Genomic DNA, 18,483 nt, shown 5'->3' with positions numbered 1-18,483 from the left:
ATGCTGGAAAAACTGCGTTCAGAAAAACCGATTATCCACTGCATCACCAATCACGTCGTCTCGAATTTCCAGGCTAACGGACTGCTTGCCCTTGGCGCTTCTCCCATCATGGGCGAAGCGCCGGAAGAAGCGGCTGAACTGGCTGCTTTAGCGGATGCCGTGTCGCTTAATATCGGCACATTGAACAAGCAGAGCCTGAACAGCATGCTGATTGCCGGAAAAAAAGCCAATGAGCTGGGGGTGCCGGTCGTATTGGATCCGGTCGGAGTCGGAGCAACAGCGTTCCGGGCAGCTGCCGCCAATAAAATCCTGGAAGAAGTGGACGTCACAGTTCTGCGCTGCAATGCCGGTGAACTTGCGGCTATCGCAGGCGCCCACTGGCAGGCGAAAGGAGTCGATGCCGGCGAAGGGCAGGCGGATATCCATGTACTGGCGAAAGATACAGCTAATAGATTTGGATTCATTGTTGCGGTATCCGGCGAATTGGACATTGTCACGGATGGAAAGCGGCTGGCTGAAATTCCATATGGACATAAAATCATGGTTTCTGTAACAGGAACCGGCTGCTTGCTAAGCAGCGTTGTGGCAGCGTTTCTCTCGGTACATCCAGAGGACGGTTTTGAAGCCACGGCAGCGGCTATGCGCTATTACGCCATTGCCGGCGAACTGGCAAGCGTGCATTCAAAACTTCCCGGAGATTTTCAAACTGCTTTTTTAAATCAATTAAATGCCATAGGGCAAAATGATATTGACGATATGATACGTCAAAAGGAAGGAGCGCTACGATGATTCCACAAGTATTGACAATTGCCGGATCAGATTCTGGAGGAGGCGCGGGCATCCAAGCGGATATTAAAACGTTTCAGGAGCTCGGGGTTTATTCGACATCGGTGCTCACGGCGGTGACTGCCCAGAATACACTCGGGGTTTCGGAAATCTACCCGATGACGCCAAGTGCTGTCAAGGCGCAGCTGGCTGCAGTAGGTGCAGATTTTAATATTGGGGCGCTGAAAACGGGCATGCTGTTTGATGCAGACATTATTGAAGAGACGGCATCCGGCATCCGGCAATTCGGCTGGAAAAACACCGTAGTGGATCCGGTCATGATTGCCAAAGGAGGAGCAAGTCTTCTGCAGCAGGCAGCGGTTAAAGCTTTGAAGGAGCATCTACTGCCGCTGGCGCTCATCGTAACGCCGAACATTCCGGAAGCGGAAGTGATCAGCGGCATAGGGATAGATGATGCAGTTTCACGGCGGCAGGCAGCCGGGCGGATATTGTCATCGGGCGCTGTTTCCGTCGTCATTAAAGGCGGCCACGGCACAGACCCTGACATGGCTGAAGACTTTTATTTGAATCAAAACGGGGATGAGCTTCTTTTCCGCTCCCCCCGCATTGCTACGGTTCAGACGCATGGAACGGGCTGCACTTTTGCCGCTGCCTTGACAGCGGAATTGGCCAAGGGGAAATCGCTGGAAGATGCCCTTTACACTGCGAAGCAATTTATCCAGGCAGCTCTCAGCGAAGAGCTTCATATTGGAGCCGGGCATGGACCGACCAACCATGCGGCTTATCAGAAGCACCAGCGCGAGAAAGGAGGCATCCATCATGTCGAAGTTGTTCGATGAACCTTCGATCTATTTTATTATGGGAACAGCCAACGCACCCGGGCGCAATCCGCTGCTGGTATTAGAGGAGGCATTGGCTGGGGGAATCCACCATTTTCAATTAAGGGAAAAAGGATCCGGTGCACTCACTGGGGATGCATTGATGAAATTTGCCATTGAATGCAAATGGCTGTGCCGCCAGTATAATGTGCCGTTTATCGTGAATGATGATCTGCAGCTTGCGCAGCTGGCGGATGCGGATGGAATCCATGTCGGCCAGCAGGATGCGGCAGCAAGCACGGCCCGTCGGATGGTGGGACCGGACAAAATTTTGGGAATATCGGTCCATTCATTGGCAGAAGCCAAAAATGCTGTAGATCACGGCGCCGACTATGTGGGAATGGGACCGGTATTTAACACCCGTTCAAAAGAGGATGCCGGCAGCCCGGCAGGAGTAGCAGGCATTGCAGCGGTGAAAAGCCTGTATCCCGAACTTCCGGTAATCGGAATCGGCGGCATCACGCCCGACAATGCCGAACAAGTATGGTCAGCAGGCGCTGACGGAATAGCGGTGATTTCCTCAATTGCCCAAGCTGAGAATATCGCCTCAGAAGTCAATCGCTTTAAAACGAATTTAAAGGCAGGTGCCCGAAAATGAAAACCCGTAAAATGGTGCTGGTCGCTATGTTTGTTGCCCTGTGTGTTGCTGGTTCAGCATTCGTTTCATTTCCTGCCGGCATTGCCCGTGCTTATCCTGTTCAGCATGCGATAAACGTCATCGCAGCGGTGCTGCTCGGTCCGGGTCCGGCATTGCTGATTGCGTTTCTAACGGCAATCGTCCGCATAATGACAGGAACCGGATCATTGCTGGCCTTTCCTGGAGGAATGTTTGGGGCGCTGCTTGCCGGACTGATGTATGCGAAATTCGGGAAAATCTGGCTTGCTGCTGCAGGTGAAGTAATTGGAACAGGGATTATCGCTTCATTGGTAGCAGTGCCTTATGCTCATATTTTAATGGGAACTGATCTTGCCGCTTTCTTCTTTTTGCCGCCTTTTTTAGTCTCCAGTTTATCAGGAGCCTTACTGGGCGTAGTCATTGCCAAGAAACTGAAGCAAGAAAATAGATTATTACAAGAAAATTAAAAATATTTCATTCCCAAGTTGGTGTTTATTGCAGGTCAAAGCAGGGGAAATAAGTACATAAACACAATTTGAAAAGGGAGTGGACAATAGTATGGTGAAAATTGCAGTAGAAGAACCGTTTACATCCGTAAAAGATGCACTTGATAAAAGAGGGTACGAAGCTGAAATGCTGGATGACAAAACAGAATCGATGGATTATGACTGTGTAGTAGTCAGAGACAAAGAGGACTTAGCTGATTTTCACATGAATGTCCCTCTAGTTGAAGCAAAAGGCCGCACGTTAGAAGAGATTGTGGATGAAGTGGAAGAACGTTTAGTTCGAAGCGGGAAAATTCCAGCTCCGGCTCCAAGCGGCGGGATTACCAGCAGTTCATTCATCAAAGGTGCTGCTACAGGCGCGATCGTCGGCGCGGCTGCGGGCCTTTTATTGACTCCTAAGAGCGGGAAAGAAATGCAGGCGGTAGTTAAAGAAAAAACTTCCGGCACGAAAGAAAAACTTGGCGGCGTCACTGAAAAAGCCAAAGGCACATTGGGTACAGTGAAAGAAAAAACCAGCGGCACTGTAGGCACAGTAAAAGAAAAAACGAGTGGCGTAACTGATAAGGCCAAGGGCACAGTAGACAACTTAAAAGCGAAACGCCAAGAGATGCAGGAAAGCAAAGAACTAAAAAAGCAGGAAAAGGCAGTGAAGCAAGAAGCGAAAGCTGAAGAAAAAGCACAAAAAGAGCATGAAAAAGCTGAAAAGCAAGCGGAAAAAGAAATGAAAAAAGCTGAAAAAGAAGCTGCTCAAGAAAAAGGCTCTATTGAAGTCGTAGAACTGGGCGACGCAGATGTTCTTACAAATGCATCTGGCGGAGCAACAGTAGTTTCCAAAGAAACGGATAATAAGAGCAATAAATAAGAGATGAATAAGCCAGGCAGCCGTTGCATGACGGCTGCCTGGCTATTTTTATTGGGGGGGTTTTGAAAGTGTGCCCAAGTTAAAGCAGTTTATGCCCAACTAAGACTTGGTTATGCCCAACTTTCAATGTTTTATGCCCAACTTCAATCAGAATATGCCCAACTCGCCTAAAATACGTAGTTTGTCCCTTTTAATTGCCCTTTTTTTATTAGATTCATCTCCGTTAAAAGCCTTGTCGTCAACCGGCGGTCTTCTATCTGCAAAAACTCCCGGCAACTCCGGTTCGTTATCGGTCCACCAGTGAGCCGGTGCCAATCTTTTATTGTCTGGATATGGGCATTCTTGTCAGATTCACTGCAACTTGGGCAATGCCAGGTGCCGTATTTCCTTTTCATGCCGATCCGGTCACATGCGGCGCACCAGACGCCCCGGGTCATAACTTTAATCGGATAAGCGGGATTGGAACAAATGGGTTTTGGAACATAATGAGAATGAGCTGCTAAAATTTTATTCGCCAGCTCCGTCATTTTAATAAAATCCAAAATTTCTTTTTCACTTTTGATTTTATTGAGGAACATCGGAAGCTGGTGGGAAAAGAGGAGGGTATGGGTAGCAGGGACATTTTCAGGGATTTGTTTTGGATAGGAGAGCACGAGAACGGAGCGAAGAGGCAAATGAACGCCTGAAGCATTCAGCCATTCCTCGAAGAGCCACTCGTTGGTATCGATCTGCTCGATGGGGCTTTTGCGCCCGATGACAGTACCGTCTTCTTTGGTCTGAATGAGCTGCAATGGCGATTGCTCGAAACGGAGGCGCCCCGACATGTTTTTGACTTCAAATACGTAAATGCACCAAGGGGTAATCATCAGGGAATCCAGTTGAAAGCGTTGAAACGATATCAATGAGACGTTATGAAGAAAGATGTGGGGGAAAGGCAATCGGCTGGCAGCCACGTAATCGTCAAAGCGCTGTTCGCCGCCAATCCCGGCAGAGTCGTTGTAAAAATCCTCTTTCACTTCTTTGTATAAAGCATGAGTCTTCGGAAGCCGCCTGAGCAGCACCTCAAGCCGCTCTCTTTCGAGCGATGTTCCTCTCGTTTTCAGTATCAAAGCCATCCCTCCATTTTTTAAATAAAACCATAGCATGCATGGTGTCATCTAGCTATACTTCTTCCCATAATAAATATTTAGAGCCGCCTGGAGCGGCAAATATAGGATTTGAATGATGTAAACTCATTTTATGCCCAAGTAGCATCGGGTTATGCCCAACTTGCCCGAGTTTATGCCCAACTTCCACCAAGTTATGCCCAACTCCAGCCCGAATATGCCCAACCAACAAAAAAGCCGACCCGGCGGCAATCGCCAGATCGACTAATGTTTTATTCAGGAGCTACTTCGTCAACTGCAGCGTGCGGTACCGGTTCAGGCACTCGCGACAAGATGATGAGGCCGGCCACAAACAGAATGACGAGGCTGAAAACACCCATGCTCGAATTCCCGGTGATCTGGGAAGTGACGGCTACAAGGAGCGGGCCCAGAATGGCGGCGAATTTGCCGAAGATATTGTAGAAGCCAAAAAATTCGTTTGAGTTTTCTTTTGGCACCAGCTTGCCGAAATAAGACCGGCTGAGGGCCTGGATGCCGCCTTGGCTGGTGGCGACCAGCATAGCGAGAATCCAGAAATCGACAATGGTCTCCAAAAAGAACGCATAAATACAGACGACAATGTAAACGCAGATGCCGACATACAGCATCTTTTTGCCGGTAAAGCGTTCTGACAGCCGTCCATACAAAATGGCAAAAGGCGCGGCTACCACTTGAGTAGCGAATAACACAATCAGCAGGCTGGTCGATGACAGCCCAAGATCCGTTCCGTAAGCTGTGGACATCGAAATGATGGTGCCGACGCCGTCGATATAGAAGAAGTAAGCCAGTAAGAACAAGAACAACGCACGGTACTGGCGGATTTCACGGATTGTTTTACCCAAACGCTTGAAACTCTGCGCAACGGGATTCGGTTCTTTTTCGATGAAATAACGCTGGCGGACATTGCGGAACAGCGGAATCGAGAACGATACCCACCAGAGGGCCGTAATCAAAAAGGCGATGCGGCTCGCGTTAATGGTGGAAATAGGCAGCACGCCGTTGCTTGCCAGCAGAATAATAGCAATCGACAAGATGAACGGGATGGTTGATCCGATATAACCGAGGCCATATCCAAATGCGGATACATTATTCATCCGTTTTTCCGTTGTCACATCGACGATAAAAGCATCGTAAAAGACATTTGCACCGGTAGCGCCAAGAGCCGCAAAGGTAAAGCAGATCAATAGCATCAGCCAATTATCGCTCGGGACGAAAGCCAGCAATGCGGTCGAAGTGGTACCAAGCAGGAAGAATGCGGTGAAAAATTTGCGTTTCATGCCTTCGTAATCGGCAAGTGTCCCTAAAATAGGGCCGATCATTGCCAGAATGAATGTGAAAATAGCAATCGTATATCCCAGATAAGCGGTGGAATCGGATAAACTGACACCGGCTTCAGTCGCGGCATTTTTATAATACAGCGGGAAAACAGCGGTCGTGATGATGATTGAATAAGCGGAACTTCCCCAGTCATAAAATGCCCAGCTTTTCTCTTCTTTCGTGAACTTTTTCATGTCTCTATCCCCTTAAGTGCCATATAAGTTCATTGTACAAGAAGACTGAAAAAAATGATGCTGTATTTTTAAAATTCACTGAAAGTTTACATAATTTTATTAGAGATGGCAATAAAGTGAAATTCCATCATAAGCTGCCCGGTTTGAGAGGAATCAAATTTTCAAGTAAACTGAAGTTATCAGAAGGAAAGTAGGTATAGGTTTTGAAGCTTATTTCATGGAATGTCAACGGCTTGCGGGCCGTTATGAAAAAAGGGTTTATGGATTTTTTTACGGCCGTGGATGCAGATGTGTTTTGCCTTCAGGAAATAAAACTGCAGGAAGGCCAAATCGAAATGGATCTCCCGGGATATCATGCATATTGGAATTATGCTCATAAAAAAGGATATTCCGGGACGGCGATTTTTACGAAAAAAGAGCCGCTGTCTGTTCAATACGGATTGGGAATCGAAGAGCATGATACAGAAGGCCGCATCATCACCTTGGAGTACGTAACGCATTTCGTGGTGACCGTATACACACCGAATTCACAGCACGGGCTGCTGCGCCTCGATTATCGGCTGCTTTGGGAAGAGGCTCTGCTGTCCTACATAAAAGATTTGGATCAGCAAAAGCCGGTCATTTTATGCGGTGATTTGAATGTAGCCCATCAGGAAATCGATTTGAAAAATCCGAAAGCAAATTTAAAAAATTCCGGATTTACCCCGGAAGAAAGAGGGAAAATGACGCAGTTTTTAAACAGCGGATTTGTCGACACATTCCGCCACTTTTATCCGGAACAGACTGGCAGTTATTCCTGGTGGTCATATCGGTCAAATTGCCGGGAGAAAAATATTGGATGGCGCATTGATTACTTTATCGCATCCCGGGCGCTTGCTTCTAAACTGGCGGATGCGAAAATCCATACAGATATCCGAGGCTCTGATCATTGCCCGGTTGAACTAAAGGTCAATATAATTTGAAAAAAGCAATCCCTCCTGATAGGTGAGGGATTGCTTTTTATTATGTTAAACCACGTGCACTTCAAGGCGGGTGATGCCTTTGCCTTTGTTTTTCGTTTTATCCAGCACAAATTGTCCGACGCTGCCGGTTCCGTTTACATGGGTGCCTCCGCAGGCCTGTTCATCAATGTCACCGATTTTGACAAGCCGAATGTCCTTCACTGATTTTGGAATCAGATTGACAATCGTCTTGATGACGCCTGAAATGTTTTCCGCTTCTTCCCGCGGCAGGGTCCGGACTGTCACGGCATGGTTTTGCGCGAGTTCTTCGTTAGCCTTGGCAATCAATGCATCAAGCTCTTCGTTGCTAAGATCAGTGATGCCCGTCAAATCAATTCTGGCTTTATCCGGATAAATTTGATTGCCGGTGCAAAGTGAATTTTGCTGTTGATGGAAAACGGCAGAAATTACATGCAGCAAAGTGTGGTGCTTCATCAGATTCTCTCTCCGCTCCCAATCAACTTTCGCCGTCACTGGCCCTAAAACAAGTTTTTCCGGCGTGCTGACATAATGAAAAATTTCGCCGCCTTCTTTTTTAAGCTTCGTTACTTGCACTTCCTGTCCGTTTTGGATCAAGACGCCGGTATCGGCTTCCTGTCCGCCGCCTCCAGGATAAAAAACAGTCTGATTCAAGATTACTTTATTTCCATCGATTGATGTTATCTCTGCTTCACATATTTTCAAATAGCTGTCTTCTAAAAACAATTCTTTCGTCATTGTATCCACCCTTTGTTTTAAGACTGACTTTATTGATGTGATGAATTCTAATCAGAGAGGTTCTTCCACTCTATTTCATGAAGATTAAATCCACTATATCATAAAAATATTGAATTGATTGAAAGTTTAGACATAGAATGAAATCATACAACAAGGGGAAGAACGGATTTAGAAATGGCTTCTTTCTCGTTCTAAAAGTTATGCTCTCCGTCACAGAGCATTCTGAGATTCAGGAAAATCCGCAATGCACTGCCGTTTACGATCTCGGCAATAATTGGATGGCAGATATTCGAAACCAGAAGGGAGTTCTCTCATGTATATCACCTTGCAGCAAATCCAGCAGGCAAAAGCAAATCTTGCGGGAGTGATTATCCCGACCCCTTTACAGGTTAGCCGGACATTTTCAGAGCTGACTGGGAATGAGGTTTACTTGAAGGCGGAAAATCTTCAAAAAACCGGATCTTTTAAGATCCGCGGCGCTTTCAATAAAATCGCCAATCTGACGGAGGAGGAAAAAGAAAATGGCATCGTCGCTTTTTCTGCAGGCAACCACGGTGCAGGAACAGCTTATGCTGCGCAGCAGCTGGGCATAAGCGCTACGGTGGTCATGCCCACAAATCCGGTAGCGAGCAAAAAAAATGCCATCCTGCAGTATGGAGCCCGGGCGATTGAGTACGGCACCACGTCGATTGATATGTATGAAAAAGCGCTCGAACTTCACCGCGAAGAAGGGCGGACGATGATTCATCCATTTGAAGATCCATATGTTATTGCAGGACAAGGAACGATAGGGTTAGAGATTTTGCATGAATTGCCCGAAACAGAGGCAGTCATCGTGCCGGTCAGCGGCGGCGGATTGATTTCAGGGATGGCAGCGGCTTTAAAGGAAATCAAACCGACATTGAAAGTGATCGGCGTCAACACGGAAGGGGCAATGGCGATGTACAAGTCTCTTCAGCATGGAAAGCCGATGGAAGTAGAAAAAGTGGAAACGATTGCGGACGGGCTGATGGCGAAAAAACCAGGAGATCTGACATTTGCACACACTCAGCGCTATGTTGACGATTTGGTGCTTGTTTCAGAAGCGGCCATCGCCGATTGTGTGGCTTTTATGGCAGAACATACAAAACTGGTTGTAGAGCCCTCTGGTGCTGCTGCGATGGCAGCTATGCTGAGTGGAAATGTAAAGTTAAAAGGGAAAAAAACCGTTGTTATGGTCAGTGGCGGAAATATCAGCTTTAAGCTATACCAATTGCTGATTCAGCAGTATAACGAAAAAAACTATTGAAACGGTTAATGTACAGCCACATTATCTCCGCTTAAGACAAAAGCACCCGCCAAAACCGTAAAAACGGTTTTGCAGGTGCTTTTTCAAAAAAATTAAACCCCCAGCACTTTTTGAGCCAGGCGCTTGCAATTCTGGTGATCGAAAAAATCGATGTATTGGTTAGCTTTTGGATACCAATCATTTGTTGTAATGTTGTCTTCGACAATCTTCTTCAAGTAAAAATACACTTCTTCAACGGTATCCGCTTTATAGCCGTATAAGTCCGTTTCAAGGCTCAGATAGGTGCCGCGTTTTTCCAAGTATTCTTCCCGGTCGAACATATTGAAAATGATGGGTTTATTCAAATAGAGAAAATCCCATGACACGCTGGTGATATCTGTCAGCAGCATATCGTTTTCTTCGATTGCCCGAGTAATTGACGGATTAGTTGAAGAAAGAAATTCGATCCCGCTTTTCGGATCCGCAAGCCCGGTAAAATGCTTTTTGAATTTCTTCATAAACGGATGGAGGGTAATCTGCATCGTCATATCGTTGCGGCGGATCAGTTCCCGGATTCCAGGATGGCTGATCAAGCCTATTGTATTGAGGAAATAAGCGCTTTCCACAAATTCCTCCTCGCTTAAGTCAAACAGCCACTCGCGCCAAGTCATCATCATCAAGATTTTCTTCACTTTCTTGACCGGCTTATTCTCCGCATAGCGGTCAAAACGGGGCAATCCCGTGACAATCAATTTATGTTCGGGAATCTTCCATTCTTTCCGTTTTAACTCGCGCTCGTATTCAGAAGCACAATTGAAGTAATTTGTCCGTTTCAGCAATGGAACATCTTCTTTTTGGATCAGGATCTTTTTGAAGCCTTCAATGCCATGGCTGACATGGGTGATGATGGTTTTTCGGTTGAGGAATAAAAACTTATCAACGGAAGGAGCAATATCATACATTAAGGAATGTCCGTGGAAAGTGTAATCCGCTTTGAAAAAGAGGAGATAGTTCCGGAAGCTGCCAAGCGGTACAGCATTCGGGATGCTCCCATCTTGCGCATAAGATGTCTTCGGATCGTACATCCAGTAAGCAGTTACTTGATCCTGGTGATTATTGACCAAGTAAGCGTGAAAAACAGCAGCATTGTCCTCGTATTTTTCACCGAGATTTCCTCCGACCAGCGCAATTTTTTTCTTTTCTTTTGTTAAAGAGAAAACGGAAACCAAAAAAGCGGCAGTTACTTTTAAAAACACTTTTAACGGGTCCAGTTTCCCTTTTTCTTTCAATGTTACACTCATTTCCAGCCCTGCTTTCTCTAAATAGTCCTTCTTCAAGTTTTTCACATTCTTCCGGTTTTGTCCATCTGGAAAAAATATACTAAAAACTTTCTTTTCTTATAGAAGAAGAGATGTTTATTTATTCAGAAAAAGGGAAGACTTAAAGTTGATAGACTATTGTGGAGGAGGATATTCATGACTGGAAAAAATGAAGATTTTAAAAACAAAATGGGCACAGGCGAAAGTGAAGAAACGCTGACTACCCGCCAAGGGCATCCGGTAAAAGACAACCAGAACATACGCACCGTTGGAAACCGCGGGCCTGCTACTTTAGAGAATTATCACTTCATCGAGAAAATCTCACATTTTGACCGTGAAGAAATACCAGAACGGATTGTTCACGCACGCGGTGCCGGTGCGTTTGGATATTTTGAAACTTACGGCAAAGTCGGCGACGAGCCGGTAGAAAAGTATACACGTGCGAAAGTATTCTCAGGTGCAGGAAAACAGACGCCATTGATGGTCCGTTTTTCTACAGTTGCGGGATCGCGCCATTCTTCTGAAACGGCACGTGACCCTCGAGGATTTGCGGTTAAAATGTACACAGAGGACGGCAACTGGGATTTGGTCGGAAACAACCTTAAAATTTTCTTTATCCGTGATGCGATGAAATTCCCGGATATGATTCATGCGTTTAAAAACGATCCGGTTTCAAACGTGCCAAACCCTGAGCGCATGTTTGATTTTGTTGCACGAAGCCCGGAAGCGACGCATATGATCACGTTCTTGTTCTCGCCATGGGGCATCCCGGCGACGTATCGCCACATGCAAGGTTCTGGCGTAAACACGTATAAATGGGTAAACGATAAAGGCGAAGCAGTTCTCGTTAAATATCACTGGGAGCCAAAACAGGGCATCCGCAACTTAACGCAGGCAGAAGCCAATGAAATCCAGGCAGAAAACACCGGACATGCAACACAGGACTTGTTTGAAGCAATCGAACGGGGAGACTATCCGGAATGGGAGCTGTTCGTTCAGATCATGAGTGACGATGAGCACCCGGAACTTGATTTTGATCCACTTGATGATACAAAACTATGGCCGCAGGATAAATTCCCATTCCTTCCTGTCGGGAAAATGGTCTTGAACCGCAACCCTGAAAACTACCATGCAGAAGTTGAACAAGCTGCATTCGGTACCGGGGTCCTTGTGGACGGGCTCGACTTCTCGGACGATAAAATGCTGCAAGGACGCACATTCTCGTATTCCGATACGCAGCGTTACCGTGTAGGAGCTAACTATTTGCAGTTGCCAGTCAACGCACCGAAAAAACGAGTAGCAACGAACCAGTACGGCGGGATGATGGACCGGCCATCTGAATATGTGCCGAACCCGTCTATCAACTACGAGCCTTCTGTTCTCGGTGGCGTGAAGGAAGCTGAAAAGGTAGCACCGCCTCATGAGCCGGCATATAATGCCAAAGTGGTCAGCCAGCCGATTGACCGCACCAATAACTATGGCCAAGCGGGAGAGACATACCGCAGCTTTGAAGACTGGGAACGTGAAGAGCTGATCAACAACTTGGGCGATGCATTATCGATTTGCGATCCAAGAATCCAGGAAGAAATGATCTATCACTTCACACAAGCCGACGAAGATTATGGCCGCCGTGTCCGTGAAAACATGGAACAGAAGATTAAAGCGATGGAAGAAATGAAAGACAGCGAACCTAAAGTTTACGGCAAGCCTGCTGCCAATAAAGTGGCGCAAGGCGCTGCTGCAAAAGGCCACGAAGCTGGACCATATTAATTTAGAACCGGAATGCCGGCAAGCTGAACAAGCTTGCCGGCATTTTTTGTGCAATCATCTAACCTGTATTTTTTAAATTCATCAAATAATGGGAATGCACTTTCATGTCTCAAAGCGGAATCTAAAAGAAGTAACCATTCGTTCAACTTACAACTCCGAAAGTTTTTTTATTTTCTTCAAACACTTTAACTGTTTCATCCGTTATCTTAATGAATAAGGCAAGACAACAGAAAGTGGGGAATGGGATGGAAGCAAACGTGATGCATGACAACTTAAAAGATGACCTGATCCGTTTTGCCCGTTCCATTTCCCGGCACGAGCAGGAAGCGTATGACCTGGTACAGGATGCGTGGGAAAAATCATTGAAACAGCAAAACCTTACGGAATTGCCGCTCCATAAACAGCGGGCGTGGTTTTTCCGGGTGATGAAAAACCGGCTCATTGATGACCGCCGAAAAGAAAGCCGCTTGGCGGTTTGGGAAGAAGAAATCGATTTTCCGGAGCAGCCGCTGGCTATGCACCATTTGGAAATGACAGAACTGCTAGCCCGGTTATCACCTGAAATGAGTGGTTTGGTGTTCAAGCGCTACTGGCTGGGAATGACCAGCAAAGAAATTGGGGAACAGCTTGATATGCCAGCAGCTACGGTCAGATACAAATTGCATTTTGCAATCAAGATACTGAGAAAACATTTGGAGGATGATTTTTGATGGGACAGCGAATCGGCAATGTAGGGCTTTTGAATTTATTGAACGCGACCGAAGAAAGCGTCAAGGGCTATGACAAAATTGACAATGTGGGAGCGGTCTTATACCGCACCGGACAATCGCATTTATTGTCAGCACTGAATATCGGCAATATCGGAGCAACGATTGAACTGCCTGGCGGCTACACTTACTACAATGGAGTTCTGAATATCGATGCCGCATATCTGGAGTCTTTGGATAAGGAGCTGAAACTGCTCGTCAATGGCACCGTCATTATCGGCAGAGATGTTTTGCCGGAACAGCTGGATGAACAGATATTAAAACTCATCGTGAATGGCGAAGTTTATGCGCCTTCCCGTTTAACAGGAGTCGTTAGCCGGGTTTTTGCGGAGGGCAGCTGCACAGTTAAGCCTTATACGAATTTGCCGCCGCGTTTCGAAGAGGGCAACTTTACGCTCAGCAATGCTTTTCTGCAAGCAGCAGATGAGCCGATGCATCTGGTGGTGAACGGAATCTTGACTGTACCGAGAGACTTGGATATGGGGCTGTTCAATGAAAAAATAAGCAATATTGAAGTGAATGGAATACTTTCCATACACGAAGAGCATGAAGTGAATATATACAAGAAGATGAGTTCTTCGCCAAATGGCCTCATTTCAGTGATACCTGCCGGATACGAAGTGCTAAGAAAAACAGTCAAATTCAATTCCCGGTCTATTCGCAGTTTACATGGGAAAAAGCTGCTTGCTAAAAAGCCGCTGATTTTTGAAAAAGACGTTTCCCGTGAAGCATTTGGAAAGGCAATTGAAAAAATCAATTCCAAATCCTATATCGTCTGCAGCGAGGAACTGGAAGATTTAATATACGAACGGCTAGAGCGGATGGAAACGGAAGTGCTGCCATATGAACATCAATATGCCTTTATTGACGGCGAACAGGAATGGTCGAATGAACAGTTTCTTTCATTGGAAAACCAAGTGAATTTGATCGTAGAAGGCCGTCTTGTATTAAACTCTAACGTTACAGAAGAGACGTTGCGCGAAAAAGTGGCGGCTATCGATGTATTCGGGGAAGTTCAAGTAGCAGACAAAAAAGCCAAGGGTGCTTTGCAGAACAAATTGCGTGTGAATGAAGGACAGATTAAAGAGCAAGGGGAATCAGCGGAAGCCGAAGGAACAGGATTGCAAAATGTTGGAGAACTAGCCCTGTAAAAAGGAGGAGATCCAGATGTTCCGGACAGATGAAACGATTGTGCGCCAAAAAATGGAGGATATCCGGCTGGAAGTCGAACGCGGCCGTCGGTATGCCCAATTTAAAAAAACTAAAAAGCAGAGTACACCGCCGTTTTGGATTGTGCTGTTCACTCTCTTGCATTTACGGAAAAAGAAATAAAAGAAGTGCTGGAACTGAAAAGATTCCAGCACTTTTTCAGGCTGTCGAGAAGCTCTTATTCTCTTTTTTCATTTCGCTCCAGGACGGACGCTTTTCGCGGGGTGCGACCCTAAGCCTCCTCGCTCGCTGGCAAAAACCGTGTGCTCCTGCATCGCTGCGCTAGCTTCGTCGCAAATGAATGGGGCAAAAGTATTTTGCCCCATTCATTCCCTGCGGGGTCTTAGGATTCGCACTATTCCCGCAGAAAAGGCATCAGCCAACCATAGTTGGGTGGTGCCTTTGCGACGAAGCGCCTGGCGCTGCAGGAGCACATCTTTGCCCTTCGCCGCCTTCCGCTGCATTCAACGTTGTTTTATCACCTTTAGAGACTCTTAAAACGGTGATTGTTCGAGAAAGCTCTCTATTGTTTGTTCCTATTCTCCAGATATAGAGCCAAACAGTGGAGACGCCTGCGGGATAGCGAGACAGCCGAGACCCTGCAGGAGCGCAGCGACGAAGCGGCTTGGCGCTCGCCCGCGGCAAGCGCAGCTGGTTGGCGGAATATCGGTTATGAAAGGATCACTAATAGAAACTTTAACTTCCTCAATAAGCTAAAAAGTGCTGGAATTGAAAGATTCCAGCACTTCTTTTACGTATTATCCCGATTCAAAGAAGAATGGTTGACCCCGAATACTTTTTCCACATCGATCAAAAAAGCGATGCCTTTTCCCGGAGCATCTAAATCGATGGCATTTTCAATGCTTTGAATAACATCATCGGTATAACTTTCGGGAATCAGTGTCAGGACAATGTCTTTTTCGGGATCAATCGTGAAGTTCATGAACTTCTTCTGTTCATTGACGCCAGTGCCTCTGCCGGTCAGGATGGTGCCGCCTTCAGCTCCAGCTTTCGCTGCGGCTGCGACCACTTTTTGAGAATCGCCGCTGTTCACAATTGTAACAATCAATTGGAATTGTTCGGAAATCGGTTTCATTGGCCGCTCACCTTTCTTGGGTTTAACGTAAGTTATCCGATTGGAGAGATGCGGTACACCCAGCAATTTGCTCAGATGCACGGTGAAGCCGAGGCCGTGTCCAGGAATGCCGAGTTTTCCGGCCCGGGAAACCGCTTCGGCGACGGCATCTTCAAGGCTGCCATCAATGGCGATGAGCACTACATCTTTTTCATGAGTAGCGGGCAAGCCGAAAAAAGTCGGTTTCTCATTGCGGCCAATTCCTTCAGCATAAAGAATTGTTGCTCCATCGGCCCCCGCTTCTTTAGCTTCCTCAATGACCGCTCTCGAATGCCCGCGTTTTACAATGGCTATCATCAATCTATGATTCAGATTCATCGTTTTCAGCCCCACCTTTTCTTGTGAAAATCAGCCCCAGTATCAGCACTGCGAGAATAGGTGTCAGTGCTACTAATGCGATAAGGCCAAAACCGTCAGCCAAGGGATCACGCCCTGCCGTTGCAGAAGCTACCCCGACAGCCATTGCCGAAATGAAGGTTACAGTCATCGGGCCTGTGGAAACGCCTCCCGAATCGAACGCTATCGCAATAAAGATAGCCCTCGAATAAAAGGTCAAAATAAAGGCAAGCAAATAACCCGGAATAATGAAGTACCAGAGCGAAATTCCGAAAAGGATCCGGAACATGGATAATGCTACCGAAATACCGACTCCTGTGGAGACGGTATACAGCATTAATTTTGCCGAAATATAACCTCCTGTTACACGGTCAACTTCGTCATTCATAATGCTGACAGCAGGTTCAGCAAAAGTGGCGACAAACCCGAGAGCAAAACCGATCGGGATGATAATCCAGGGAAAAGACATTTCTCCAAACGTTTCGCCCATCATTTGGCCGATTGGAAAAAAACCGACATGGACTCCTTGAAGGAAAAAAGCTAATCCCAGAAATGTTAAAACAAATCCAAGTAGTATTTGAAATACCCGTTGCCTGGGCAATTTAAGCATGAAAACCTGGAACATGGCAAAGAAGATAAACAAGGGGATAAGCGCAACACCGACTTCGCGGAGGATATCCAAAAAACCGTCAAATACACGAATGTTCATTGAAACAGCACCCCCAAAAGCATAATTGCCAGGATGGGGCCAATAGAGGCGAGTCCGATTAACCCGAAACCTTCACTGGAATCAGCGGATGAGGAACGCAATACGGAAGCAACACCAACGCCGAGGGCCAGTATGAAAGGTACAGCCATTGGGCCTGTCGTAACTCCTCCCGCATCAAAAGAAATCGATACAAAAGCTTCGGGGACAAATATGGATAGGATGAAGACCAGTGCATAGCCACCAATCAGCATGTAGTGGATGGGAATACTGAAGATTGTACGGACCATCGCAGCAGCAACAAAAATGGCTAATCCAAGAGCAACGGCCATCACCAATATGCCTGAGCTGATTTCACCGGCTGAAACTTGGTCGATTTGCTTGGCGAGCACCCGGACATCCGGTTCTGCTATGGTTACCGCCAATCCCAGAAGGAATCCGGTGCCGATAATGAGCCAGGGTTTTTTAGTTTGGGGAAGCCGCTTGCCGATCAATTCACCAACCGGCAAAAGCCCGGCGGTGACTCCCAAAAGGAACAGGAAAAAACCGATGCTGACAAAGGCAACGCCGACTAAAAACTGGAGCAAGGCTTCAAGGGGGAGGCGCATCAATGTTACTTGGAGGATAATGACCACGATGGTGACAGGCAAGATAGCAGCGGCAACTTCTTTGAAAGTATCTTTGATGTTTTCCATCTCCAAACTCCTTCAACCGCTTTTTTCCTGCTATTCCCTTTGCATTTTTAACATAAACCTGACAACAAAAAAGATGTTAGAGAATTTAGACGATTCCCTAACATCTTTTAATCAGTCGTGCTCTTTTTTGTGAATAACTTCTTTTAATGCATCTTCTGTAGAAATATCAGCGAGTTTTACGTTGGAGCGGTAAGCGGCCCGTGTAATCAAATGGCCTGAAACAGGCGCTGTTAAAAATACAAAAGAGATTCCGAGCAGAAGGCGGACGCTGATGAAGTTCTCGGTAGCCCAGAAGTAGATGAAAGTGCCGGTTAAGGATAACAGGACCGCGAGCGTCGAACTTTTAGTGGCCGCATGGGAGCGCGTATAGACATCAGGCAATCGAAGGATGCCAAAGGCACTGATTACTGCCATAATGGAGCCGAGCAGAATGAGGATAACTCCCGCCCACTCAATAATTTCTCTTATGCTCAACGATATCCCCCCTCTCGACAAATCGGGCAAAGGCAATCGTGCTGATAAAGGCCAAAATACCGACGATCAAAATAACTTCCAAATACGCGTGTGTGCCGAGCACTACTGAAAATACGGCAACCCCTGAAATAAGGTTAACGCCAATCATATCAAGTGCGACGACACGGTCCGGCATTGAGGGTCCTCTGATGATGCGGTAAAGGGCAAGCAAAATGGCCAGGCAGAATAGGGACAAGGCAATAGTTAAAATCGTATTGATCATCCTCTTGTCACCTCCATGATCGCTTTCTCAAAGACCTTAATGGAACGCAGCAAGGTTTCTCTTGATTCTTCGACATCCATTGCATGGATGTAAAAAACTTTTCCGTCCGGTGAGACTTCCATGACCACAGAACCAGGGGTCAATGTTAATAAAAGAGCAAGAGTCGTCAGCTCATAAGGACCTCTCATACTGTGTTCATATGTGAAAATACCGGGTTTGATATTGAGCTGGGGGCTCAGGATTTGTTTTATGATCAGCAAGCTGGATTGAGCCAGCTCTGAAGTGAATATAAATAACAACCTAATAGTGGAGTAGATTCTCAGCAAATAAAACTTGGTCCCGAAAAAACGGTGCATCATGAACAAAATGCCGATGCCGATTAAATAGCCGGCTATAAAGGTGGGAAAGTAAAAGGCATCTTCGTCCATCAGCAAGGTCCAAAGAAGTGCAATCATTATATTTATCAGGAATTGTGCGGGCATCAGCTAACATTCCTTTCTTCGCTGCAGTTTAGCAGTTTA

The 18,483-nt window shown here is 46.5% G+C and carries 21 protein-coding genes; 11 read left to right on the top strand and 10 right to left on the bottom strand.

Annotated elements, in window-relative coordinates; translation table 11 throughout:
- From thiM to AC3AQ9_RS10360, 5 genes are all read left to right on the top strand, one after another.
- Window positions 1-789 carry a hydroxyethylthiazole kinase gene (thiM, locus tag AC3AQ9_RS10380; protein ID WP_488307397.1) on the top strand — a complete coding sequence of 263 codons (789 nt, stop codon included), beginning with the start codon at window positions 1-3 and terminating at the stop codon, window positions 787-789.
- The gene (thiD, locus tag AC3AQ9_RS10375) at window positions 786-1,625 is read left to right on the top strand and encodes a bifunctional hydroxymethylpyrimidine kinase/phosphomethylpyrimidine kinase (protein ID WP_488307396.1); all 840 of its coding nucleotides are present in this window, start codon (window positions 786-788) and stop codon (window positions 1,623-1,625) included. Before thiM ends, thiD begins: the two co-directional genes overlap by 4 nt.
- Window positions 1,606-2,262 carry a thiamine phosphate synthase gene (gene thiE, locus AC3AQ9_RS10370; RefSeq protein WP_488307395.1) on the top strand — a complete coding sequence of 219 codons (657 nt, stop codon included), beginning with the start codon at window positions 1,606-1,608 and terminating at the stop codon, window positions 2,260-2,262. The genes thiD and thiE overlap by 20 nt, the downstream gene beginning before the upstream one ends.
- Window positions 2,259-2,747: an energy coupling factor transporter S component ThiW gene (gene thiW, locus AC3AQ9_RS10365; protein WP_488307394.1), complete on the top strand. Its 489-nt coding sequence runs from the start codon at window positions 2,259-2,261 to the stop codon at window positions 2,745-2,747. The genes thiE and thiW overlap by 4 nt, the downstream gene beginning before the upstream one ends.
- Window positions 2,748-2,838: 91 nt before the next feature.
- Entirely contained in the window at window positions 2,839-3,648 is an 810-nt protein-coding gene (locus AC3AQ9_RS10360; protein ID WP_488307393.1) for a YkuS family protein, read from the top strand.
- A 167-nt stretch (window positions 3,649-3,815) separates the two neighbouring features.
- On the opposite strand, the gene AC3AQ9_RS10355 is transcribed toward AC3AQ9_RS10360, so the two are convergent.
- A complete protein-coding gene (locus tag AC3AQ9_RS10355; RefSeq protein WP_488307392.1) occupies window positions 3,816-4,757 on the bottom strand; it encodes a nuclease-related domain-containing protein in 942 nt (313 codons plus the stop codon).
- A gap of 269 nt (window positions 4,758-5,026) precedes the next feature.
- Complete coding sequence (locus AC3AQ9_RS10350) at window positions 5,027-6,304, bottom strand: MFS transporter (RefSeq protein ID WP_488307391.1); 1,278 nt, start codon at window positions 6,302-6,304, stop codon at window positions 5,027-5,029.
- A gap of 203 nt (window positions 6,305-6,507) precedes the next feature.
- Here AC3AQ9_RS10350 and AC3AQ9_RS10345 point away from each other — a divergent pair, with 203 nt between their 5' ends.
- Window positions 6,508-7,266 carry an exodeoxyribonuclease III gene (locus AC3AQ9_RS10345; RefSeq protein WP_488307390.1) on the top strand — a complete coding sequence of 253 codons (759 nt, stop codon included), beginning with the start codon at window positions 6,508-6,510 and terminating at the stop codon, window positions 7,264-7,266.
- Window positions 7,267-7,311: 45 nt separating this feature from the next.
- Here the strand turns inward: AC3AQ9_RS10345 and AC3AQ9_RS10340 are convergent, their stop codons facing one another.
- Window positions 7,312-8,022: an alanyl-tRNA editing protein gene (locus AC3AQ9_RS10340; RefSeq protein WP_488307389.1), complete on the bottom strand. Its 711-nt coding sequence runs from the start codon at window positions 8,020-8,022 to the stop codon at window positions 7,312-7,314.
- 313 nt (window positions 8,023-8,335) lie between these two features.
- Between AC3AQ9_RS10340 and AC3AQ9_RS10335 the strand changes: the two genes are divergently transcribed.
- Window positions 8,336-9,310 (top strand): threonine ammonia-lyase, encoded by a 975-nt coding sequence (locus AC3AQ9_RS10335; RefSeq protein ID WP_488307388.1) that lies wholly within the window; start codon window positions 8,336-8,338, stop codon window positions 9,308-9,310.
- A 92-nt stretch (window positions 9,311-9,402) separates the two neighbouring features.
- Here the strand turns inward: AC3AQ9_RS10335 and AC3AQ9_RS10330 are convergent, their stop codons facing one another.
- Window positions 9,403-10,590 (bottom strand): CDP-glycerol glycerophosphotransferase family protein, encoded by a 1,188-nt coding sequence (locus tag AC3AQ9_RS10330; protein WP_488307387.1) that lies wholly within the window; start codon window positions 10,588-10,590, stop codon window positions 9,403-9,405.
- 174 nt (window positions 10,591-10,764) lie between these two features.
- Between AC3AQ9_RS10330 and AC3AQ9_RS10325 the strand changes: the two genes are divergently transcribed.
- The 4 genes from AC3AQ9_RS10325 (at window position 10,765) to AC3AQ9_RS10310 (ending at window position 14,477) form a co-directional block, all read left to right on the top strand.
- On the top strand, window positions 10,765-12,378 hold the full coding sequence (locus tag AC3AQ9_RS10325) for a catalase (protein WP_488307386.1): 1,614 nt from the start codon (window positions 10,765-10,767) through the stop codon (window positions 12,376-12,378).
- Window positions 12,379-12,587: 209 nt separating this feature from the next.
- The gene (locus AC3AQ9_RS10320) at window positions 12,588-13,088 is read left to right on the top strand and encodes an RNA polymerase sigma factor (RefSeq protein WP_488307385.1); all 501 of its coding nucleotides are present in this window, start codon (window positions 12,588-12,590) and stop codon (window positions 13,086-13,088) included.
- On the top strand, window positions 13,085-14,296 hold the full coding sequence (locus AC3AQ9_RS10315) for a hypothetical protein (RefSeq protein ID WP_488307384.1): 1,212 nt from the start codon (window positions 13,085-13,087) through the stop codon (window positions 14,294-14,296). The genes AC3AQ9_RS10320 and AC3AQ9_RS10315 overlap by 4 nt, the downstream gene beginning before the upstream one ends.
- 16 nt (window positions 14,297-14,312) lie before the next feature.
- Entirely contained in the window at window positions 14,313-14,477 is a 165-nt protein-coding gene (locus tag AC3AQ9_RS10310) for a hypothetical protein (RefSeq protein ID WP_488307383.1), read from the top strand.
- A gap of 628 nt (window positions 14,478-15,105) precedes the next feature.
- Here the strand turns inward: AC3AQ9_RS10310 and AC3AQ9_RS10305 are convergent.
- From AC3AQ9_RS10305 to AC3AQ9_RS10280, 6 genes are all read right to left on the bottom strand, one after another.
- Window positions 15,106-15,807, bottom strand: a complete 702-nt coding sequence (locus AC3AQ9_RS10305) for a P-II family nitrogen regulator (protein WP_488307382.1) — start codon at window positions 15,805-15,807, stop codon at window positions 15,106-15,108.
- Window positions 15,791-16,534, bottom strand: a complete 744-nt coding sequence (locus AC3AQ9_RS10300; RefSeq protein WP_488307381.1) for a DUF1538 domain-containing protein — start codon at window positions 16,532-16,534, stop codon at window positions 15,791-15,793. Before AC3AQ9_RS10300 ends, AC3AQ9_RS10305 begins: the two co-directional genes overlap by 17 nt.
- Window positions 16,531-17,226: a DUF1538 domain-containing protein gene (locus AC3AQ9_RS10295; RefSeq protein WP_488307380.1), complete on the bottom strand. Its 696-nt coding sequence runs from the start codon at window positions 17,224-17,226 to the stop codon at window positions 16,531-16,533. The genes AC3AQ9_RS10300 and AC3AQ9_RS10295 overlap by 4 nt, the downstream gene beginning before the upstream one ends.
- Window positions 17,227-17,337: 111 nt before the next feature.
- Complete coding sequence (gene mnhG, locus AC3AQ9_RS10290; RefSeq protein ID WP_488307578.1) at window positions 17,338-17,640, bottom strand: monovalent cation/H(+) antiporter subunit G; 303 nt, start codon at window positions 17,638-17,640, stop codon at window positions 17,338-17,340.
- A gap of 37 nt (window positions 17,641-17,677) precedes the next feature.
- A complete protein-coding gene (locus tag AC3AQ9_RS10285) occupies window positions 17,678-17,962 on the bottom strand; it encodes a Na(+)/H(+) antiporter subunit F1 (RefSeq protein WP_488307379.1) in 285 nt (94 codons plus the stop codon).
- The gene (locus tag AC3AQ9_RS10280; protein ID WP_488307378.1) at window positions 17,959-18,444 is read right to left on the bottom strand and encodes a Na+/H+ antiporter subunit E; all 486 of its coding nucleotides are present in this window, start codon (window positions 18,442-18,444) and stop codon (window positions 17,959-17,961) included. The genes AC3AQ9_RS10285 and AC3AQ9_RS10280 overlap by 4 nt, the downstream gene beginning before the upstream one ends.
- Window positions 18,445-18,483: the final 39 nt, after the last annotated feature.

The organism is Planococcus sp. VCh962 (assembly GCF_057748275.1).
Note: the sequence above shows the minus strand (reverse complement) of the source record. Positions and strands in the feature narration are given on the sequence as shown.